This window comes from Methylobacterium persicinum (genome assembly GCF_022179525.1).
Lineage (GTDB): Bacteria > Pseudomonadota > Alphaproteobacteria > Rhizobiales > Beijerinckiaceae > Methylobacterium > Methylobacterium persicinum.
Window position 1 is genome coordinate 63,058 of the sequence record NZ_BPQX01000037.1, and the last position, 20,529, is coordinate 83,586.

The 20,529-nt window shown below is 68.7% G+C and carries 19 protein-coding genes; 7 read left to right on the forward strand and 12 right to left on the reverse strand.

Annotated features, from left to right (window positions below; genetic code table 11):
- Positions 1-6 precede the first annotated feature (6 nt).
- A complete protein-coding gene (locus MFF22_RS16415) occupies positions 7-363 on the forward strand; it encodes a hypothetical protein (RefSeq protein ID WP_238250051.1) in 357 nt (118 codons plus the stop codon).
- A gap of 230 nt (positions 364-593) precedes the next feature.
- On the opposite strand, the gene MFF22_RS16420 is transcribed toward MFF22_RS16415, so the two are convergent.
- Together MFF22_RS16420 and MFF22_RS16425 are read right to left on the reverse strand one after the other, a co-directional pair.
- Entirely contained in the window at positions 594-1,331 is a 738-nt protein-coding gene (locus MFF22_RS16420; RefSeq protein ID WP_238250052.1) for a hypothetical protein, read from the reverse strand.
- Between the two features lie 63 nt (positions 1,332-1,394).
- Positions 1,395-3,038, reverse strand: coding sequence for an FAD-dependent oxidoreductase (locus MFF22_RS16425; protein WP_238250053.1), 1,644 nt, complete (start codon positions 3,036-3,038; stop codon positions 1,395-1,397).
- 177 nt (positions 3,039-3,215) lie between these two features.
- On the opposite strand from MFF22_RS16425, the gene MFF22_RS16430 reads away from it, so the two are divergent.
- On the forward strand, positions 3,216-5,240 hold the full coding sequence (locus MFF22_RS16430; protein ID WP_238250054.1) for an ATP-binding protein: 2,025 nt from the start codon (positions 3,216-3,218) through the stop codon (positions 5,238-5,240).
- Between the two features lie 20 nt (positions 5,241-5,260).
- On the opposite strand, the gene MFF22_RS16435 is transcribed toward MFF22_RS16430, so the two are convergent.
- Together MFF22_RS16435 and MFF22_RS16440 are read right to left on the reverse strand one after the other, a co-directional pair.
- Positions 5,261-5,455, reverse strand: coding sequence for a DNA gyrase inhibitor YacG (locus tag MFF22_RS16435; protein ID WP_238250055.1), 195 nt, complete (start codon positions 5,453-5,455; stop codon positions 5,261-5,263).
- Entirely contained in the window at positions 5,452-6,102 is a 651-nt protein-coding gene (locus tag MFF22_RS16440) for a Maf-like protein (RefSeq protein WP_238250056.1), read from the reverse strand. The genes MFF22_RS16435 and MFF22_RS16440 overlap by 4 nt, the downstream gene beginning before the upstream one ends.
- Positions 6,103-6,311: 209 nt before the next feature.
- Here MFF22_RS16440 and MFF22_RS16445 point away from each other — a divergent pair, with 209 nt between their 5' ends.
- The 5 genes from MFF22_RS16445 (at position 6,312) to MFF22_RS16465 (ending at position 12,809) form a co-directional block, all read left to right on the forward strand.
- Positions 6,312-6,521, forward strand: coding sequence for a hypothetical protein (locus tag MFF22_RS16445; protein ID WP_238250057.1), 210 nt, complete (start codon positions 6,312-6,314; stop codon positions 6,519-6,521).
- A 169-nt stretch (positions 6,522-6,690) separates the two neighbouring features.
- The gene (locus MFF22_RS16450; protein WP_238250058.1) at positions 6,691-6,936 is read left to right on the forward strand and encodes a hypothetical protein; all 246 of its coding nucleotides are present in this window, start codon (positions 6,691-6,693) and stop codon (positions 6,934-6,936) included.
- Between the two features lie 140 nt (positions 6,937-7,076).
- Entirely contained in the window at positions 7,077-8,579 is a 1,503-nt protein-coding gene (locus MFF22_RS16455; protein WP_238250306.1) for a phosphomannomutase/phosphoglucomutase, read from the forward strand.
- 263 nt (positions 8,580-8,842) lie between these two features.
- Positions 8,843-10,051, forward strand: a complete 1,209-nt coding sequence (locus tag MFF22_RS16460) for a polyhydroxyalkanoate depolymerase (RefSeq protein WP_238250059.1) — start codon at positions 8,843-8,845, stop codon at positions 10,049-10,051.
- A 130-nt stretch (positions 10,052-10,181) separates the two neighbouring features.
- The gene (locus MFF22_RS16465) at positions 10,182-12,809 is read left to right on the forward strand and encodes a TIGR02302 family protein (protein WP_238250060.1); all 2,628 of its coding nucleotides are present in this window, start codon (positions 10,182-10,184) and stop codon (positions 12,807-12,809) included.
- Positions 12,810-13,024: 215 nt separating this feature from the next.
- Here the strand turns inward: MFF22_RS16465 and chrA are convergent, their stop codons facing one another.
- From chrA to rpmI, 8 genes are all read right to left on the reverse strand, one after another.
- Positions 13,025-14,377, reverse strand: coding sequence for a chromate efflux transporter (chrA, locus tag MFF22_RS16470; protein ID WP_238250061.1), 1,353 nt, complete (start codon positions 14,375-14,377; stop codon positions 13,025-13,027).
- Positions 14,374-15,258: a DUF1186 domain-containing protein gene (locus MFF22_RS16475; RefSeq protein ID WP_238250062.1), complete on the reverse strand. Its 885-nt coding sequence runs from the start codon at positions 15,256-15,258 to the stop codon at positions 14,374-14,376. Before MFF22_RS16475 ends, chrA begins: the two co-directional genes overlap by 4 nt.
- Positions 15,259-15,263: 5 nt before the next feature.
- The gene (gene pheT / locus MFF22_RS16480; RefSeq protein ID WP_238250063.1) at positions 15,264-17,684 is read right to left on the reverse strand and encodes a phenylalanine--tRNA ligase subunit beta; all 2,421 of its coding nucleotides are present in this window, start codon (positions 17,682-17,684) and stop codon (positions 15,264-15,266) included.
- Positions 17,681-18,151: a hypothetical protein gene (locus MFF22_RS16485; protein ID WP_238250064.1), complete on the reverse strand. Its 471-nt coding sequence runs from the start codon at positions 18,149-18,151 to the stop codon at positions 17,681-17,683. The genes pheT and MFF22_RS16485 overlap by 4 nt, the downstream gene beginning before the upstream one ends.
- A gap of 3 nt (positions 18,152-18,154) precedes the next feature.
- Positions 18,155-18,436: a hypothetical protein gene (locus MFF22_RS16490; RefSeq protein WP_238250065.1), complete on the reverse strand. Its 282-nt coding sequence runs from the start codon at positions 18,434-18,436 to the stop codon at positions 18,155-18,157.
- A 13-nt stretch (positions 18,437-18,449) separates the two neighbouring features.
- Positions 18,450-19,532, reverse strand: coding sequence for a phenylalanine--tRNA ligase subunit alpha (gene pheS, locus MFF22_RS16495; RefSeq protein WP_238250066.1), 1,083 nt, complete (start codon positions 19,530-19,532; stop codon positions 18,450-18,452).
- A 224-nt stretch (positions 19,533-19,756) separates the two neighbouring features.
- Positions 19,757-20,137 (reverse strand): 50S ribosomal protein L20, encoded by a 381-nt coding sequence (rplT, locus tag MFF22_RS16500; protein WP_238250067.1) that lies wholly within the window; start codon positions 20,135-20,137, stop codon positions 19,757-19,759.
- Between the two features lie 50 nt (positions 20,138-20,187).
- Positions 20,188-20,391 carry a 50S ribosomal protein L35 gene (rpmI, locus tag MFF22_RS16505; RefSeq protein ID WP_007561407.1) on the reverse strand — a complete coding sequence of 68 codons (204 nt, stop codon included), beginning with the start codon at positions 20,389-20,391 and terminating at the stop codon, positions 20,188-20,190.
- Positions 20,392-20,529: the final 138 nt, after the last annotated feature.

Sequence of the window (20,529 nt, forward strand, 5' to 3'; positions counted from 1 at the left end):
ATCGCCATGACCGTCCGTCACCTTACCCTTGCCGCAGCCGCCCTGTCCGCGTCCCTGGTCTCGGCCCATGCCGCCGAGATCCGTCCCGGCACCGGTGGCAGCGTCGATCTCGGCACCCTTGCCGGGATCGCGTATTACACCCCCGACGCAAAGGGCTACCACGTCGTGGTGACCCTGGCCCCCCGGGGTGCCGCGCCGGCTCTCAGGATGGAGACCACCCTCGCGGCCGAGCAGAGCGTCACGCTCTCGACCCCGCGGATGCCGGACGAGCCGGCCACCTCGGTGGAGATCGCCCGCAAGGGCGAGCGCGTCTTCGTCACGGACACCGCTGCCCTCCGGCAGGAGGCCGACGCGACCCACTAACGCCGTCGCCGGCCGGGTGCCGCCGCATGGGGCGAGGGATCCTGCCCACCCTCGCCCTCATCCTGAGGTGCCGCGAAGTGGCCTCGAAGGAGGGCTCCAGGGATCGCGCGGGACCTGAAGGCCTCCTTCGAGGCCGTCGCTTCGCGCCAGCACCTCAGGATGAGGAGGCGGGTGGGAATAAGGGTCTGTCGTCGCCGGGCAATCCTCGCGGAGCAAGCTGGGTGGTCGCCCTACCCCTTGCACCGGCCTTCGCCCGTCGTTCCCTGGGGCGGCGGCTTGTACGCCGCCGCCGGCTCGGCCCGCTGGAGGGCGATCTGTGCGGCGTGGAACCACCAGAGGGGTAGGTCCCGGTTCGACCCCACCAGATCCGAGATCCAGCCCTCCTTCGGCATCATCTCGGCGCGGTCGGCGAACAGGCGGAGCGCCCCCTCGATGCGCTCACGCTGGGCCCGCTCCCGGATCGCTTCACGCTCCGCCGCCGCCTGGGCTTCCGCCGACTCCACGAGGCGCTGGGTCGCAAGGTCGTCGGCGTCGAAGGCGAATTGCTGCCAGAACGCCTCCGCTTCCCGGGCCACATCCCGCTCCCGCTGCAGGGTGGCCAGGGTCGCCTCCACCTCGGCCCGGGCGGCGTCGGCCTTGCGGGCGCGGTCGAGCATCCGGTTGTTCGCCTCGAGCAATTCGCGCTCCCGCTCCGCCGCGATCCGCTGGCGGCGCAGGACACGCAACTCCTCTTCCATCTCGCCGCTATGCTGCGCCCTGTGCGCGATCCCGGTCAGGAGGTCGGCGACGGGCCCGTCGAGAAGGGCATCCGCTCGCCCGCGGTACCTGTCGCGCAGGCCCGGGTGCTCGCTGTCGAGCCGTTCCTCGTCCCAGGCCGGGGCCCCGGCGAGGCCGCTGCCGTCATGCTCGTAGAGACAACGGGCGATGGCCTCGCGCAGCGGCGACGGATCGGAAGCGGGCGCGCTCATGACTCGAACTCGTGGCTCGCAGGATCTGCCGGGGGCATCGCGCGCAGGATGCCCTCCCGGGCCTCACGCGGGAAGGGGCTCGCGCGGTTCTGTGTGGTCGAAGAGGCGGGGCGCCGGGATCTCGTCGCGGGCTCCCATGCGGGCGATCAGCCCGTCGGCCACCCGCAGCGCGTTGGCGATGATGGTGAGCGTCGGGTTCACCGCGCCGATCGACGGGAAGAAGCTGGCATCCGTCACGTAGAGGTTGTCGAGGCCGTGGGCTTTGCAGTCCCTGTCGAGGACGGAGGTCGCCGGATCGGTGCCGAAGCGCAGGGTCCCGGCTTGGTGCGCGGTCCCGCCGATGGGCACGTTCTTGCCGAGATAGAGCGACCGGTCGAACAGGTGCGGGTGGATCTTCGTCTTGTTGCAGAGGTCCTGAAGCTTGCGCCGCAGGCGCTTATGCGCCTCCGCATTGGTCTCGGTGAGGTCGAGATGGACCTTCCCATCCTTGTAGAACACCCGGTTCTCGGGCTTCGGGATATCCTCGGAGGTCAGCCAGAAATCGACCGAATGCTTCGCGATCCAGTCGAAGGGCTTCTCGGGAAACCATTGCAGGAAGCCCGGCAGACCTTCGCCGTGGACCTGCGCCCCGTCCGACTTGCCGACCATCTGGATGTGGCCGAGGGGAAAGTCCCAGCCGTCCTTGGGGTCCGGGTCGCCGAAGTAGAAATCGTTGACGCCGAGCGTCTTCTGAAATTTCGTCGGGTTGGGAATCTTGGAGATCGCCAGCACCGTCGAGTTGTTGTGGCGCATGTAGTTGCGCCCGACCTGTCCGGAGGCGTTGGCGAGCCCGTCCGGATGCTTGTCCGTGGCGGAGCGGAGCATCAGCAGGGCCGAGGACAGGGCGCCGCAGGCCACGACGACGATGTCGGCCTCCGCTTCGAAGGGCTTGCCGTCCTTCGTGCCGACGATGCCCGTGACGGTGGTCCCGGCGGCATCGGTCACGAGGCGCTCGACATAGGTGCGGGTCGAGAGCGTGAGGTTCGGACAATCCCGCAGCGCCGGATCGACGCACATCACCTGCGCGTCGGATTTGCCGTTGGTGGGGCAGGGGAAGCCATCGAAGGATTCACACTTCACGCAGGGAGAGGTGGAGACGGGCTGGCCGTCGCGCTCGACGAGCCGCACGCCGACGGGAAGGTGGAACGGGTGGTGACCCTCCCGCCGCAGATCCTCCGCCAGTTCGGCGATCCGTGGCTCGTGGGTGACGGGCGGATGGGCGTAGGGTTTCTTCGACCACGGCTCGGTCGGGTCCTCGCCGCGGAGCCCGTGGACGTGGAAGAGTTCTTCGGCTGCCTGATAATACGGCTCGAACTCGTCGTATTGCACCGGCCAAGCCGGCGAGAGCCCATCCTGATGCTGGATCTCGCCGAAATCCCGCTCCCGGAGACGGAACAGGATCGAGCCGTAAAACTTCGAGTTCCCGCCGACATAGTAGTGAAGGCCGGGGTGGAAACTCTTCCCGTCCGATGAATACCACGTCTCCGATGCCTGATAGTAACCGTCGACGATGACCGCCTGGCTGTCCCAGTTGCGCGGCTCCCGGCGCAGGTAGTCGCCCCGCTCGACCAGGAGGATCCGCTTGCCCGTCTGCGCGAGGCGCCACGCCATCGTCCCGCCGCCGGGACCGGAGCCGATGATGATGACGTCAAAACGCTCGCCGGGCATCCAAAACTCCAAGGGTCAGTTCCGGCATGCAACGCTCGATCGGGCCTCTGGATCGGAAAGCACGCCCAAATTCCCGTGATGCAAGTATCCACAGCAACCAGTGGTTAAGTGCTTTTCCTGACTCGACCTTCAGTTTCGCCTGCGAACGTCCCCCGGTGACCCGGCGCGGAGACGTTCATGCCGATCTACGAACTCGTCCTGGCCGCCTTCCTGCTCGTCCTGGCGGGAGGCATCGCCGGCTTCTCCCGGCTGCGGCGCGGGAAGGCCTCGCAGAACGAGCGCGAGGAGGAAAGTCTGCACGACCTCGTCTGGCGCGCAAGTGAGGGCGAGGAGCGCTACCGCGCCCTCGTGGCGGCGACCACGGACCTCGTCGTCCAGCGGGACGTGAACGGTCGCATCACCTATGCGGATGAAGGCTATGCCCGCCTGCTCGGACGCGCCCCCGCCGAACTCATCGGCGAAGCGATCGAACCGGACAGCCTCGACGGCGACACCGTCTCCGTCCGCCACGACGGGCTGCGGCGGATCGAGACGCGGATCCAAGATGCGGACGGGCGCGACAGGTGGTTCGACGTGGTCGAGGTACCCGTCGGCGGCGGCGAGGGGCCGATGCAGTGGATGCGCGCCGGCCGCGACATCACCGCCCGGGTCGAGGCGGTGAAGGCCCTCGATGCGGCCCTGGCCCGTGCCGAGAGCGCGAGCGTGGCGAAGTCCCGCTTCCTCGCCACGGTCAGCCACGAGATGCGCACGCCTCTGAACGGCATCATCGGCATGACCGATCTGCTGATCGGCACGGGCCTCGACCTTGAACAGCAGACCTACGCCGAGGCGGTCCGGGCAAGCGGCAAGGCGCTGCTCGGGCTGATCGACGGCATTCTCGACTTTTCGCGGATCGAAGCCGGGCGCCTTGACCTCGCCGCCGAACCCTTCGACCCCGCCGCCATCGCCGAGAGCGTCGTGGAGCTGCTGGCGCCGCGGGCGCAGGACAAGGGCCTGGAGATCGCCCTCGACGTGGCCGCCGACGTGCCGTCGCCGCTCATTGGCGATGCGGATCGATTCCGTCAGATCCTTCTCAACCTCGCCGGCAACGCCATCAAGTTCACCGAGCGCGGCGGCGTCGGCGTCGCCCTGTCCTATGGCCGGGAGGGACTCGTCCTGACCGTGACCGATACCGGGCCGGGCATCGCCGAGGAGCGGTTGCCCCGCCTCTTCGAAGAGTTCGAACAGGGCGACGACAAGGCCTCCAACCGGCACGAGGGCACCGGACTCGGCCTTGCCATCAGCCGGCGCCTCGCCACGCGGATGGGCGGACGCATCGAGGCGCAGTCGCGGCTCGGGGCCGGCGCCACCTTCCGCACGGTGCTTCCCCTTCCCGTGGCCACGACGGCGGCCGATGCCGCCGCCGAGGCGCCCCGGCTCGCCGGGCGGCGTTGCCTGATCGTGGCCGATTCGCCCTTCCAGGCTCCGTATCTCGCCAGCGCACTGGCCCGCCACGGCGGAGCGGCGGTGATCGTCCGCGGAATGGAGGAGGGGCTCGATGCCCTGTCCGCCGCGGCCTTCGATGCCGTCATCGCCGACCGTGCCCTCGGGGATGCCGCCGTCCGCCGGATCGCCGAGGCGGCCAGGAGCTGCGGCGTGCGCCGGAGCCTCGTGCTGCTGTCGCCCTTCGATCGCCGGGATTTCGGCGCTCCCGCCTCGGCCGGGTTCGATGGCTACCTGATCAAGCCGGTGCGGGCGCGCTCCCTCGTCGAACGCCTTGCGGCGACACCGCCTGCGGCCGCGCCGCCGCGGCAGGCCCCCGCTCCGGCCCCGGCCTGCACGAACCTGCGGGTGCTGCTCGCCGAGGACAACCCGATCAACACGCTGCTTGCCACCCGTGCCCTGGAGCGCCTCGGCTGCGGGGTTGTTCACGCGCCGGACGGGGTCGAGGCCGTGGCGCGCTTCCGGGATTCGGGCCCGTTCGACCTCGCCCTGATCGACATCCGCATGCCCCGCCTGGACGGCCACGAGGTCGCCCGGCATATCCGCGCGGCGGAAGCCTCGGGGACAACCCGCCTCCGCCTCATCGCCCTCACCGCCAATGCGAGCCGGGACGAGGAGGAGAAATCCCAGGCCGCGGGCTTCGACGGCTTCCTGGCCAAGCCCCTCGACCTGAAGCTCCTGCCGGAACTGCTCGCCCCGCTCCAGCGCCGGGCCGCGTAGCGCGCGGCCCGACCGTCCCCTCAATCCTCGTCGGAGAGGGGGGGGCGATCCTCCGGCTGGGTGTCGTCCTCGTCGTCCTCGACGGGAATCGCGTAGCGTTCGTTGAACCAGCGGCCGAGATCGGCGTCGGCGCAGCGCTGGGAGCAGAACGGTGTGAACTCCACCGAGGCCGGCTTCCGGCAGATCGGACAGGGGAGGGGGCGTCCGCCGGTCACGCCGCCGCGCCCCACGCAGCGCGTACGGGGTATCCTTCCCCGTCGAGCAGGCTGACGGTCTCGTACAGCGGCAGCCCCACCACCGCACTGTAGGAGCCCACGAGCTTCACCACGAAAGATCCGGCGAGGCCCTGGATCGCGTAGCCCCCCGCCTTGCCGCGCCACTCGCCGGAATCGAGATATCCCTGGATGTCCCGGCCCGAGAGGCGCTTGAAGCGGACGCGGGTCTCGACGACGCGCTCCCGCCGGCCCTTCGGCGAGAGCAGGCAGACGGCCGTGTAGACCCGGTGCTGTCGCCCGGAGAGCAGCCGCAGGCAATCGGCCGCCTCGTCTGGCAGTTCGGCCTTCGGAAGGACCCGGCGCCCGACGGCCACGACGGTGTCGGCCGCCAGGAGCCAGGTCGGCGTCGCGTCCTGCGATCCGTGAAGGGCCAGCTCCGCGGCGGCGAGCTTGCTGCGGGCGAGGCGGCGGGCGAGGTCCCGGGGCGGTTCCGACTTGCGCGGGGTCTCGTCGATGTCGGCGGGAAGCAGGGAATCGGGCTCGATCCCCACCTGCTGCAACAGGGCGAGCCGGCGTGCCGAGGCCGAGGCGAGGACGAGGCGGTTCGCGCGCGGTGCGGCGCCAGCGGGTTCGAGGGGGGCGTCCATGATGCTCCGGTCCGGGCCGGCCCCGGTCATGGCTCGACCGGGCCGACCCCCTTGGCGCGGTAGATAGGGGAAGCCGCCGGCCTTGTGAACCGCAGCGTTGCCGGAGTGAAACCGGGTCGTGTCCTTCGCTTTTCCGGCCAAATGGCTGAGTTAACCACCCATTAACCAAGCTCGACAATAGTCGTGCTTATTACCCAAGGTTCGAGCCCATGCCGAACACTGATCCGAGAGTTGTCAAACCGGTTCTGGTCAACCCCACCGGCGTCGCCCACGCCCTCGGCGAGTTGAAGCAGAAGGCGGGCACCACGGCCGAGATGTGGCGCCTGCTCACCGAGCGGTTCGTGGTCGACCTCGACGCGGTCGCGACTCTGCTCCCTTCCGAGGAACCCGAAACCGTGTGGCTACCCGCCCGCGCCTGATCGGAATGAAGGCCCTCCGCCCGCCGGGGCCGGGGTTCGCAGCGACGCATGGCACGGTCCCTGCTTAGCTGCCCAAGAACGGGAGGACACGTCCAGGCAATACGAACGCGGTCGCTCGCACGCCGGAGCACTCCGCGGACCTTTCGATTGCTCAGGAACGAGGTCCGTCATGCCTGAACTTCTGTCCGTCGCCCTGGTCTGTGCCGGGACGATCATCGCCCAGGATTGCTCCCGCGAAACCGCTTTGGATGTCTTCGTCTCCCCGGCACAGTCGCCGATGGAGTGCCTGATGCACGCGCAGGTCATGGCGGCGCAGGCGGGACTGCCCGGCAGCAGCGACCGCTACCTGAAGGTGGCCTGCGAACATCGCCGGGGCGAGGCCGACGGACGGTTCCTCGTCAAGCGCGCCTCCTGATTGCCCCGGCACCCGGCCCGGACATCCCTGCGGAGGTTTGCTGAACCCGGGCGGTTTCTCCGCCGCCGCAGCGTTTTCGGCTTTCGCGGCTGCGCAGGTTTCTATAGGGCATGCCCATCTGCGACCGACCGGAGCATATGATGTTTCCCAAGCCGGCCTCGGGCCTTCGGCCCAACAGCTTCGCCTATGAGCAGCAACCTCTGGTGAAGCCGACCGGCTTCCGGGAATACGATGCGCGCTGGCTCTATCCCGGCGAACTGAACCTCATGGGTGTCCAGGCCCTCGGCCTCGGCATCGGGACCCTGGTCCACGAACTCGGCGTCCGGCCCGACATCGTCACCGGCCACGACTTCCGCAGCTACTCTTCGGCCATCAAGCTCGCGCTGATCGCGGGGATGCAGGCGGCGGGTCTGCGGGTGAAGGATATCGGCCTCGCCCTGTCCCCCATGGCCTATTTCGGCCAGTTCGCCCTGGATTGCCCCTGCGTGGCGATGGTCACCGCCTCGCACAACGACAACGGCTGGACCGGCGTGAAGATGGGCGCCAACCGGCCGATGACCTTCGGCCCGGAGGAGATGGGCCGGCTCAAGGAGATCGTGCTCGGCGGCACCTATCAGTACCGCAGCGGCGGCTCCTACGAGTTCGTCGAGGGCTTCGCCGAGACCTACCTCAACGACCTGAAGTCCCGGGCCAAGCCGATCTCGCGCAAGCTCAAGGTCGTGGCGGCCTGTGGCAACGGAACCGCGGGTGCCTTCGCGCCGCGCCTCCTGGAGGCCCTGGGCGTCGAAGTGATCCCCCTGGATGTCGAGCCGGACTACACCTTCCCCCGCTACAACCCGAACCCCGAGGACATGGAGATGCTCCATGCCATCGCGGCGAAGGTGAAGGAGACGGGGGCCGATGTCGGCCTCGGCTTCGACGGCGACGGGGACCGCTGCGGCGTGGTCGACAACGAGGGCGAGGAGATCTTCGCCGATAAGATCGGCGTAATGCTGGCCCGCGACCTCGGCAAGCTGCACCCGGGCTCGACCTTCGTGGTGGATGTGAAGTCCACCGGCCTCTACAACACCGATCCGGAGTTGCAGAAGCTCGCGATCAAGACTGACTACTGGAAGACCGGCCATTCCTACATCAAGCGCCGGGTCAACGAACTCGGCGCCCTGGCGGGGTTCGAGAAGTCCGGGCACTTCTTCTTCAACGAGCCGATCGGGCGCGGCTACGACGATGGCCTGCTCACCGCGATCAGCGTCATCGAGATGCTCGATCGCAACCCCGGCACGTCGATGGCCGACCTCTACCGCGCCCTCCCCAAGACCTGGGGCTCGCCGACCATGTCGCCCCACTGCGACGACGAGGTGAAGTACGGCATCGTCGAGAAGGTCACCGAGCGGTTCCGGGCGATGCAGGCGGCGGGAGAGCCCATTGCCGGCGCCAAGATCACCGATCTCGTCACGGTGAACGGCGTGCGCGTCTCGACCGAGGACGGCACCTGGGGCCTGGTGCGCGCCTCGTCGAACAAGCCCGAACTGGTCGTGGTGATCGAGAGCCCGGCCTCCGAGGCCCGGCTGCGGGCGATGTTCGAAGCGGTCGATTCGGTGCTGCGCGAGAACACCGAAGTCGGCCCCTACAACCAGACCATCTGACAGCTTTCACTACTCTCAGCTGCAATTTCCTGCCGGCCGCACCTGCGCGCCGGCAGTTTTTTTGGGGGATTACGCACTAAAACAGGTGCATCGTTGCCACAGGCGAGCGGTTTTGGGAGGGTACTCTCCTAAGGGGGAGTTGCCGGACGGCCGGGCGCGGCACATCGTTGGGGGCCATGCTGACGCTTTCGACCCCGAGGCAGGCGCCTCCCCCTGGTTTCTTCGCCCGCCAGCCGGGCCGCGCAGCCGTGAGCTCCCGACCCATGCTGTACGATGCGTTCGATCTGCAATCCGATATGGCGGAGCAGATGAGGGGCTGGGGTCGGCTGCTGGATTCGGCCTGGACGCCCTGGGCCTCGTTCGGCCAGCCCATGAACTGGATGTCGGCCGGCGCGCGCATGATGATGCGGACGGGCCTGACCTTCGCCCGGCCCGCCTACGGGATCGACACGGTCATGGTCGGCAACCGCGAGGTGTCGGTCGCCGAGGAAAAGGTTGAGGTCACCGCCTTCGGCACGCTGCTGCGCTTCCGCAAGGACATTGTGACCGAACAGCCGAAGGTGCTGGTCGTGGCGCCGCTCTCAGGCCATTTCGCGACGTTGCTGCGCGCGACGGTGCGGACCATGCTGCCGGACCACGACGTCTACATCACCGACTGGCATAACGCCCGGGACGTGCCCCTGGCCGAGGGGCGCTTCGGCTTCGACGATTACGTGGCGCACCTCGTCCGCTTCCTCCGGACGATGGGCGAAGGATCGCATCTGGTCGCCGTCTGCCAGCCGGCCGTGCAGGCCCTGGTGGCCGCTGCGGTGATGGCCCAGACCAAGGACGCCGCTGCCCCGCGCAGCATGACCCTGATGGCCGGGCCGGTCGATTGCCGCATCAACCCGACCGGGGTGAACGAGCTAGCGACGTCGAAACCCATCGAATGGTTCGAGCAAAATCTGATCGCCACGGTCCCGGCCCGCCACAAGGGTGCCGGCCGGCGGGTCTATCCCGGCTTCGTGCAGGTCTCGGCCTTCATGTCGATGAACGCCAAGCGCCATGTTCAGGGCCATACGGACCTGTTCTGGCACTTCGCCAACGGCGAAGACGATAAGGCCGCCGCCATCGAGACCTTCTACGACGAGTATTTTGCGGTGCTCGACCTCGCCGCCGATTTCTACCTCGAGACGGTCAAGACCGTGTTCCAGGACTACACCCTCGCCAAGAACGAACTGACGTGGCGCGGCGAGGCGGTCGATATGCGCTCGGTGCGCAAGACCGCACTGATGACTGTCGAGGGCGAGCGCGACGACATCTGCGCTGTCGGCCAGACCATGGCCGCCCATGACCTGTGTTCCAGCCTGCCGCCCTACATGCGCAGCCATCATCTGCAGGCCGGGGTGGGGCACTACGGCGTCTTCGCCGGGCGGAAATGGGAGAATCAGATCTATCCGCAGGTGCGCAACTTCATCCAGTCGCACGCCTGAGACGGCAGCCGGCACCGGCCGGCTACGCCGCACGATAGCGCCGATTTGACCCGGCGTCGGGTCGGGGCCACCATGCTAGCCTTCCGGGATGGGCGCCAGGGCGCCGAGGCGGGTCGGCGGATTGGGCAGCGTGAATAGCAGCCAAGGCGGTGACGGTGCGCGTGGCGGCGGACGGGCGAAGTCCGGCGAGGCCGCACGGCTCGATCGCCTCGTCTCACAAGCGAAGGCCGTCGTCCTCTGGGAGGCCGCGTGGCCGATCCTGTGGCGCAGCCTCGGACTCATCCTGGCCTTCCTCGCCGTCTCCTGGGCCGGTGTTTGGCTCGATCTCACCCCGCTCTGGCGCAAGCTCGGCCTCGCAGCCTTCGCGGTCGGCCTCGTCGCAACGCTGATTCCCCTAATCAGGATCCCGCGTCCGGGTCGGAGCGCCGCCCTCGCGCGTCTCGACCGGGAAGCCGCCGGCCGCGATCCGATCTTCGCCCACGGGCCGGCCTCCGCGGCCGAAGATGTGCTCGCCGTCGGCACCGCCGATGCCGGCAGCCGTGCCCTGTGGGAGCTGCACCGGGTCCGGGCGGCCCGGGCCGTGGCGTCCCTGCGGGTCGGCCATCCCCGGCCGGGGATGGTCCGGCGGGATCCCTTCGCGCTGCGCGCCGGCCTGATCGTAGCCACCGTGGCCGCGCTGTTCGTCGCCGGGCCGGAATGGCGCCAGCGTCTCGGGGCCGCCTTCGACTGGACGACTCCTCCAGTGCCGGGCCCGAACTTCCGCATCGACGGCTGGATCGATCCGCCGCTCTACACGCGGATGCCGCCGCTGTCCGTCTCCATCGGCGCGGGCGACCAGCACCTTCGGGCGCCGGTGAACTCGCAGATCATCATCCGCATCGCCGGGGAGGGCCAGGACGCCCTGACCAAGCTGACGCCGGGCCGCGGTCTCGCGTCCGTGCCGGGCCAGGCGCCGCGTCCGGACCTTCGGGAGGACCGCTTCCGCATCACCGGCGGGGCGGAACTGACCCTCTCGACCCCGGCGGGCATCCAGCACCTCACCATCGACGCGATCCCCGATCACCCGCCGGAGGTCACCCTCGTCGGCGGCCCTGAGGTGAACGGGCGCGGTACATTCAACCTCACCTACCGGGCGAAGGACGATTACGGCATCGCCTCCGCCGAAGGAATCGTCGAGCCCCTGAAGCCGGGCCGTTCCCTCGCACCGCCGCCGCGGATCAACCTCGCGCTGCCGGCCGATCCGAGCGGGCAGGCCGACACGAAGTCCCTGGTGGACCTCACCGACAGCCCCTGGGCCGGGGCCCGGGTGCGCTTCCACATCACCGTGAAGGACGAGGCTGGACAGGAGGGTAAGACCCCCGTCTCGGAGATGACCCTCCCGGGCCGCCCCTTCCGCGACCCGCTCGCCCGCGCCCTGGCGGAGGAGCGGCGGCGCCTCGTGACCGAGCCGGACGGCGGACGCTCCCGGGTCCAGGCCGGGCTCGACGCCCTGTTGATCGCCCCAGATCTGTTCACGCCCCAGCCCGCTGTCTTCCTCGGCCTGCGGACGGCCGCGAGCCGCCTCCGCCGGGCCAGCACCGACGCGGACCTCACCGGGGTGGCCGATCTGCTGTGGGAGATGGCCCTCAAGATCGAGGACGGCGACCTGTCCGATGCCGAAAAGCAGCTGCGGCAGGCGCAGGACCGGCTCAAGGAGGCCATCGACCGGAACGCTCCCGACGAGGAGATCAAGCGCCTGACGCAGGATCTGAAGCAGGCCCTCGACAAGTTCCTGTCAGAGATGGCTCAGAAGCAGGGCAAGGAGCCCGGCCAGCAGAGCCAGCAGCGCAGCGACAACCAGAATTCCAAGACCGTCACGCCGGACGATCTCAACAAGATGATCCAGCAGATGACCGAGGCGATGCAGCGCGGCGACACCGCCGAGGCGCAGCGTCTGATGGAACAGCTTCGCAACATCTTGGAGAACCTGCAGACCGCACAGAAGGGCTCGCGCGGCAACGAGGCGGCCAAGCAGATGCAGCGGCAGATGCGCGACCTCGACCAGATGACCCGCGACCAGCAGGACCTCCGCGACGAGACGTTCCGCGATGGCCAGGAGCAGCGCAACGGCCAACGCCCCTCCAACCGCGGCCAGCAACAGCCACAGCAGGGGCAGCGGGGCGGTCAGCCGCCGCAACAGGGACAGCAGAGTTCACCCGGCGAACAGGGCGAGCAGGGGCAGCAAGGCCAACAGGGCAAGCAGGGTCAGCGCCAGAAGGGCAGCCCCGGCGACCGCCAGCAGGCCCTGCGCCAGCGGCTGCAGGACCTTGAGCAACGCATGAAGGAGAACGGCATGCGCGGCGAGCAGGGCCTCTCCGACGCCGAGGACGCCATGCGCGAAGCCGAGGAAGCCCTCAAGCAGGGCGATCAGGGTGAGGCCACCGAGGCCCAGGGCCGTGCCCTCGACGGGCTGCAGCGCGGCGCCGACGGCATGGCGCAGCAGATGCAGGAGATGGCCCAGGGGGAGGGTGAGGGTCAGCAGGGGGAGGGCCAGCAGCCCGGCCAGGAAGGGCAGGCCGGCGCCCGGGACGACGATCCCCTCGGGCGTCCGACCCGCGGCAAGGAGATGAGCGACGGCCGCGTCCGTGTGCCGACCGCCGACGAATCGGCAGTCCAGCGGGCCCGCCGGATCATGGAGGAGCTGCGGCGCAAGCTCGGCGACCCGAGCCGCCCGCAGGAAGAGCTGGACTACTTCGAGCGGCTGTTGCGGCGGAACTGAGCTTTTACGGGAGGTCGGGAAGCGGGCCGGTTCCAGGGTGGCGCCTTCCTGGATTTCTCCGCTTCGCTCGCAAATACGGCGGTGGTTGCGACGCGCGCCGTCGTCATCGCGAACGCAGTGACGCGACCCAGGGCAGCGGGTCCTATCCAGATGTAGCGCGTCCCTGGATTGCTTCGCTGCGCTCGCAAAGACGTGTGACCGGGGTTGCTCCCCACTCACCCCGTGGCGTAGCCGGCGAGGTAGAGCAAAAACCCCGCCGCGGCGCAGCCGCCCAGGACGGTGGCCAGACCCGCCCCGAACCGCAGCGTGGCCAGGATTGCAGCGAGCGACAGGAGCAGGGCGGCGGGGTCGAGGCTGCCGATGACCGGCACATCGACGCTGAAGCCCGGTCCGTGCATCGACCGAACCTCCCGGAAGACCGTATGCAGGGAGAACCACACCGCGAGGTTGAGGATCACCCCGACGACCGCCGCCGTCACCGCGTTGAGGGCGCCGACGACGAGCCTGTTGCCCCGCAGGTTCTCGGCGAAGGGCGCCGCCAGGAACACGAACAGGAAGCACGGCACGAAGGTCACCCAGGTGGCGAGCAGGCCGCCGAGGATGCCCGCGGTCAACGGCGCCAGGGTGCCGGCATTGCGGTAGGCGCCCAGGAAGGCCACGAACTGCATCACCATGATGAGCGGTCCCGGCGTCGTCTCCGCAAGGCCGAGCCCGTCGAGCATCTCCCGGGGCTGGAGCCAGTGGAAGCTCTCGACCGCCTGCTGCGCCACGTAGGCGAGGGCGGCATAGGCCCCGCCGAAGGTCACCACGGCCATCGTCGAGAAGAAGGTCGCGATCCGCGCGAAGACGTCACCGGGGCCGAGAACGGCCACGATCGTCCCGACCGGCACGAGCCACAGGGCAAGGCAGATGGCGGCCACCCGGAAGGCCCCCCGCCGGTCGCGCGTGTGGGCAGGCAGCGCGTCGCCGAGCAGGCTCGCTCCCGTCTCGTGGGGCGCCCCTCCGGCGAAGGCCGTCGAGCCGGCCCGCGCGGCGGCGAAGCCGATCAGCCCCGCGCCGAGCACAATGACCGGGAAGGGCAGGGCGAACACGAAGATGCCCACGAAGGCCGCGGCGGCGAGCACCCATTGCGCCCGGGTGCGCAGCGCCCGGCGGCCCACCCGCAGCACCGCCTGCAGCACGATGGCCAGGACCGCGGCCTTGAGGCCGAAGAACAGCGCGCCGATGGCCGGCACCTGCCCATAGAGGGCGTAGATGATCGACAGCGCCATGATCGAGACGGCGCCCGGCAGGACGAACAGCACCCCCGCGATCACGCCGCCGAGGGTTCGGTGCATCAGCCAGCCGAGATAGGTGGCGAGCTGCTGCGCCTCGGGACCGGGCAACAGCATGCAGACGTTGAGGGCGTGCAGGAAACGGCCTTCATCGACCCACCGCCGCTCGTCCACGATGATCCGGTGCATCACCGCGATCTGTCCGGCCGGGCCGCCGAAGGACAGGGCTGCGATCCGCGCCCACACGGCCACCGCCTCCTTGAGGGGAACACCGTGTGGGGGCGTCGCGCTCATGCCGCGGGGGGCGCCCAGGGGGCTTCGGCCTCCACCTTGCCGAGGCAGCATCTCTTGAACTTCAGGCCCGAGCCGCAGGGGCAGGGATCGTTCCGGCCCACATCCTTGAACGGGTTACGCTGGGGCTCGCCGAAGCCTTCGCGGGTCCAGTCGAGGGCGGCGATGGCATCGTCGAGGTAGCCGTACTGGTCCGGGGGCAGGCGGTCGAAATCGTGCGGATGCCGCTCGGCCTCCCGGAGGGTGTCCCGGAACCATTCCGGATCGCTGAACTCCTTGTCGATCCGCCCATCCTTGCGCGCAGCCTCAACGCGGGGCGCGAGGTCGCGCAGGCCGAGGACGGCGATGGCCTCCTCCCAGGCGCTCCAGCCGATGTCGCCTTCGATGGCAGCCTGGGCGTCATCGAACCGCACGAGAAGCCTCTGCAGCGCCTCGCGCTCGATCCGGCCGGCGATGCACAGGGTGCAGCAGGCGGTGAGAACCGATTGCCGGATCGTGTCGTCGAGACTGCTGTCGAGGATCAGGCGGAACAGCGGGTCGGTTTGGCCATCGAACAGGCTCGCCAGAACCCGCGGCAGTGTCGCCGTCACGGCATCGCCGAGCACCGCCTCGACGATCTCGATGTCCTGCCGAAGGAGGCTCAGCAGCGGGGGTAAGGCCCGGCTGTCCCGGGCCTGCGCCATCACATGCAGACCCCAGAACAGGAGGTTCGCGTCCCGCTCATCGAGTTCGTCGCCCGTCGCAGCCTTCTCCAGAAGCGGCAACGTCGCCGTCGCGATGGCGTCCTGATGCTCCAGGGCCTTGCGCAGGGCGCCTGCTGGCAAATGGACCGCCCCGGCGAGATCCTCGATCAGCAGTGCAAGGGCAGTCGTCTCGGCGGTCATGGCGTTCAGCCCCTTAGGGTCGCCCCGGTGCGCCTCGTGACCTCCGCGACGATCCTGGCGCTCACCGCCTCGATTTCCGCATCGGTCAACGTCTTGTCGATGGGCTGCAGCCGAACCGCGATGGCGATGGACTTTGCGCCCTCCGCTACGCCCGGCCCCTCGTAGAGGTCGAACACCTCCACGCCGGTGATCAGCTTGCGTTCGGCCCCCTGAGCTGCCTTGACGATGTCCGCGGCGGCGACGTCCCGGCTGGCGACGAAGGCGAAATCCCGGGTCAGGGGCTGGAACTCGGACAGGACCAGGGCAGGCTTGGCCTTGGTCGGCTTGTGCTTCGGCAGTGGCAGGGCATCGAGAATCAGCTCGAAGGCCACGAGACTGCCCTTGAGATCGAGGGCCTGCATTGCCCGGGGGTGGATCTCGCCGAACCACCCGATCTCGGTCTTTGGCCCGAAGCGCAGGGTGCCAGACCGGCCGGGATGCAACCAGGCCGGGCCGCCGGCCGTGATCTGGAGACCGCCAGTCGGCACGCCGAGGCTGGCGAGCAGCGCCACGGCGTCGGCCTTCGCGTCGAAGGCATCGACGCTGCGCGTGGCCCCGTCCCAGTGGCGTCCCGCGCCGAGGAGCGTCGCCGTCCCCCGCCGCACTCCCGCGGCACGGGTGGTCTGCCCTTCCGGCTCATCGGAGGCGAAGCATTGGCCCACCTCGAACAGGGCGGCGTCCGGATAGGCCCGGTCGGCGTTGCGCTGGGCGGCCCGAAGGAGGCCCGGCACGAGGCTCGGCCGCATGTCCGACAGGTCGGACGCGATGGGGTTGGCCAACCGCAGATCCGCCCCGGCACCGCCGAACAGCTTGGCATCGGCCTGGGGGATGAACGACCACGTCACCGCTTCCATCAGGCCGCGGCTCGCCAGCGCCCGCTTGGCGGTGCGGGTGCGCTTCTGCATCGGCGTGAGCAAGGCGCGGCCAATCCCGGCGGGGCGGGGCAGGGGCTTCGCCTCGATCCGGTCGAGGCCGGCGATGCGGATCACCTCCTCCACGAGGTCGGCCTTGCCCTCGATGTCCGGGCGCCAGGACGGCGTGAGCACCTTCACCCGGTCGCCGGTGCCCGAAACGTGGAAGCCGAGTTCCTCCAGCGTCACCTTCATCTCGGCCCGGGGGAGATCGAGGCCGGCGAGGCGTTTCACCTCGGTCCAGGGGAAATCGATGATCCGCTCCGTTTCCGGCGGCTCGCCCGAGACGACGGACTGGGTGGCGGTGCCGCCGCAGATGTCGAGGACGAGCTTGGTCGCGAGGTCGAGCCCCGGCAGGGTGTAGAGCGGATCGACCCCCCGCTCGAACCGGTAGCGGGCATCGGTGACGATCCCGAGCCGCCGCCCGCTCTGGGCGATGTTGGCGGGATCCCACAGGGCCGATTCGATCAGCACGTCGGTGGTGGATTCGTTGCAGCCGGAGGCTTCGCCGCCCATGATGCCGGCGATCGATTCCACGCCGGACTCGTCCGCGATCACCACGGTGTCGTCGGTCAGGGTATGGGTCTTCCCGTCGAGGGCGAGCAGGGTTTCGCCCGTCCTCGCCCGGCGGATCGTGAGGGCGCCTTTCACCTTGGCGGCGTCGAAGACGTGGAGCGGTCGACCGCGGTCGAAGGTGACGTAGTTCGTGATGTCCACCAGCGCGTTGATCGGGCGGAGGCCGATGGCCCGCAGGCGCGCCTGCATCCAGGCGGGAGAGGGGCCGTTCGTCACGCCGCGCACGAGGCGGAGGGCGAAGAGCGGGCAGAGCCCGGCATCGGCGGGATCAAGATCGCGCACGACCCCGACGGGACACGGCCCCTCGCCTCGAACCGGGGCGGCGGCCTCGTGTTTCAGCACCCCGAGGCCCGCCGCGGCGAGATCCCGGGCGATGCCGTGGACGGAGGTGCAGTCCGGCCGGTTCGGGGTGAGGTTGATCTCGATCACCGGGTCGTCGAGGCCGGCGAAGGCCGCGTAGGGCGTGCCGGCCGGCGCGTCGGTGGCCAGATCGATGATCCCGTCATGGTCCTCGCCGAGGCCCAGTTCGGCCGCGGAGCAGAGCATGCCCCGGCTCTCGACGCCACGGATGTTGCCCACCGACAGGTTGATGTTCTTGCCAGGCACGTAGGTGCCGGGCGGGGCGAACACGGTGCGCATCCCCGCGCGGGCGTTCGGCGCGCCGCAGACCACCTGCACGGGCGACCCTTCGCCGGTATCGACCGAGCAGACCCGCAGCCGATCGGCGTTGGGGTGTTGCTCGGCGGTGAGGACGTGGGCCACGACGTACGGCGCCAGGGTCGCCGCCTTGTCCTCGATGCCTTCGACCTCCAACCCGATACGGGTGAGGGTCTCGGCGACGATGTCGAGGGTCGCCCCGGTGTCGAGGTGGTCCTTGAGCCAGGAGAGGGTGAATTTCATTTTTGTCTGACTTGGAAGAGAAGGTGGGTCGCCAGCGTCTGTCGATCCGTCTGCGAGAGCTGGCCGATCAGGTCGATGAAGCGGCGTGCCTCATTCACCCGGTCCGGCGCGACATTCGCCTCGTAGAGTTCGACTTTCGGCGGCGCGTAATCCGCGATCATCCTCGCAGTTTGAAGCGGGACGATGATGTCGCCAAGGCGCTTCAGATCCTCGCTGCGCTTGAGCGGGCTGTCCGATTGCTGGAACGCGTTCTTCAGCGAGCCATGATCGAGGGCCCGGTAGGCACGTTCATAGGCGGTCGTCTCCGCATCTTCTCCCAGCAAGGTCTTAGCGCAGGTTTTCGCCAGGGCGTGAAAGACGGCATAATAGGCGGTGCTGACGGCACGACGCTTCGCCGCCGAACCTGTCGGATGCCCCGTAATCATCTCGTCTGCCAGCTGGAGCATTCGCTCCTCCAAGATGGCCATGGTTCAGTCCGTGTCGGGGGTGGTTTGCCGCTCGTCCATGATGTCGTTCGTCAGCAGGACGAACCGCTCTTCGCCCATGGCGATGAGAGCGTCCCGGATGTCGTGCACGATGCTCACCATCTCGGGACGGGGCGCCGGCCGCGTCTTGTAGTGGACGGTCACCCGTAGGATCTGCTCGCCGTCGAAGTCATCGAAGACGCGGATATCGACGCCCTCCTGGTCGGCGGCCGGAAACCGGCGCCTGACCGCCTGAGAGACGACCCCTTCGATCTCGGCTTCCGTCATCGCTCAGGCCCCCTTAACTCGTCAGCCCGCCCACGAGGCTCGGCACGTCGAGGGGGCGGAAGCCGTAGTGATCGAGCCAGCGGACATCCGCCTCGAAGAACGGGCGCAGGTCGGGCATGCCGTATTTCAGCATGGCGATCCGGTCGAGGCCGACACCGAAGGCGAAGCCCTGCACCGCATCCGGATCGAGGCCGCAATTGCGCAGGACGTTGGGATGCACCATCCCGCAGCCGAGGATCTCAAGCCAGTCCGTCCCCTCGCCGAACCGGATCTCGCCGCCCTTGCGCGAGCACTGGATGTCCACCTCCGCCGAGGGCTCCGTGAAGGGGAAGAAGGAAGGCCGGAAGCGCATCTTCACGGCATCGACCTCAAAGAACGCCTTGCAGAACTCCTCCAGCACCCATTTCAGGTTGGCGATGTTGGCCGCCTTGTCGATCACCAGACCTTCGACCTGATGGAACATCGGCGTGTGGGTCTGGTCCGAATCATGCCGGTAGGTGCGGCCGGGGATGATGACCCGGATCGGCGGTTCCTGCGAGCGCATCGTGCGGATCTGGACCGGCGAGGTGTGGGTCCGCAGCACCTTGCGCTTCCCGTCCCGGTCAGGGGCGAGAAAGAACGTATCGTGCATCTCCCGCGCCGGGTGGCCCGGCGGGAAGTTCAGGGCGGTGAAGTTCAGCTCGTCTGTTTCGATGTCCGGCCCCTCGGCCACGGCGAAGCCCATGTCGGCGAAGATCGCCGTGACCTCGTCGATGACTTGGCTGATCGGGTGGATCCGCCCGCGGGCCTCCGGTGCCTCGCGGACGGGCAGCGTCACGTCCACCCGTTCCGAGGCGAGGCGGGCTTCCAGGGCAGCCTCGGCGAGATCGCTCCTGCGGGCGGTCAGCGCCGTGGAGACCCGGTCGCGAAGGCCATTGATGAGGGGCCCGCGCTCCTTGCGCTCGTCGGGCGTCATGGCGCCGAGCGTTTTCAGGAGCTCCGATACACTGCCCTTCTTGCCGAGGGCGGCGACGCGCACGGTTTCCAGGGCACCCTCGTCGGGGGCCGCAGAGATTTGGTCCAGGAGATCGCGTTCGAGGCTGTCGAGATCGGTCATCGCTTCATTCGGATCGCGCGGGCCATGCCGCCGACGGGTTTGCTTTTGCGCGCCGTGTGCAATCGCGCAAGCCCGCAAACGGGTTTTGCGCAGCTCACCCCGTTCGGCCAGCCGTCAATGCTTCGCTGCGCTCGCAATGACGGAGCGGCATGGTTCAGATACAACGAAGGCGCGGCACCCTCACGGTGCCGCGCCTTCCGTCATTCACCAGCGAAAGGCGCGCCTTAGGCGGCCTTCTTCTCCGGCTGGGCCGGGATTGCGGCCTTGGCCTTCTCGACCACGGCGGCGAAGGCGGCCGGCTCGTGGATGGCGAGCTCGGACAGGGCCTTGCGGTCCACCACGATGCCGGACAGCGCCAGGGCATTGATGAAGCGCGAATAGGTCAGCCCGTGCTCGCGGACCGCCGCGTTGAGGCGCTGGATCCAGAGGGCGCGGAACGTGCGCTTCTTATTCTTCCGGTCGCGATAGGCATACTGCATGCCCTTCTCGACCGCCTGCTTGGCGATGCGGATCGTATTCTTGCGCCGGCCGTAATAGCCCTTGGCGGCCTTCAGAACTTTTTTGTGCTTCGCGTGACTGGTCACGCCGCGCTTGACGCGGGCCATCGGTTATCTCCTGGATTTCGACTTCAGACAGTATCGGCGTTCGTGAAGACTTACCGCGCGTTCGGCAGGAAGTACTTCTTCACGTTGGCGGCATCACCCTCGAACAGGGTGGTCGTGCCGCGCAGGTTGCGGATCTGCTTCGTCGTCCGCTTGATCATCCCGTGGCGCTTGCCGGCCTGGGCGTACATCACCTTGCCGGTGCCGGTGATCTTGAAGCGCTTCTTGGCGCCCGATTTGGTCTTCAGCTTGGGCATTTGGCTCTCCGTGGTGCGCGAAACGACAACAGGCCCGCGAGGACCGGGTTGTGTTTGCGCGATGGTGCTTCTGATGGAGCAGCATGAACCGCCACGGCAGCCCTTGATCGGCCGGGCGGTTCGACGCGGTGCGGCTTA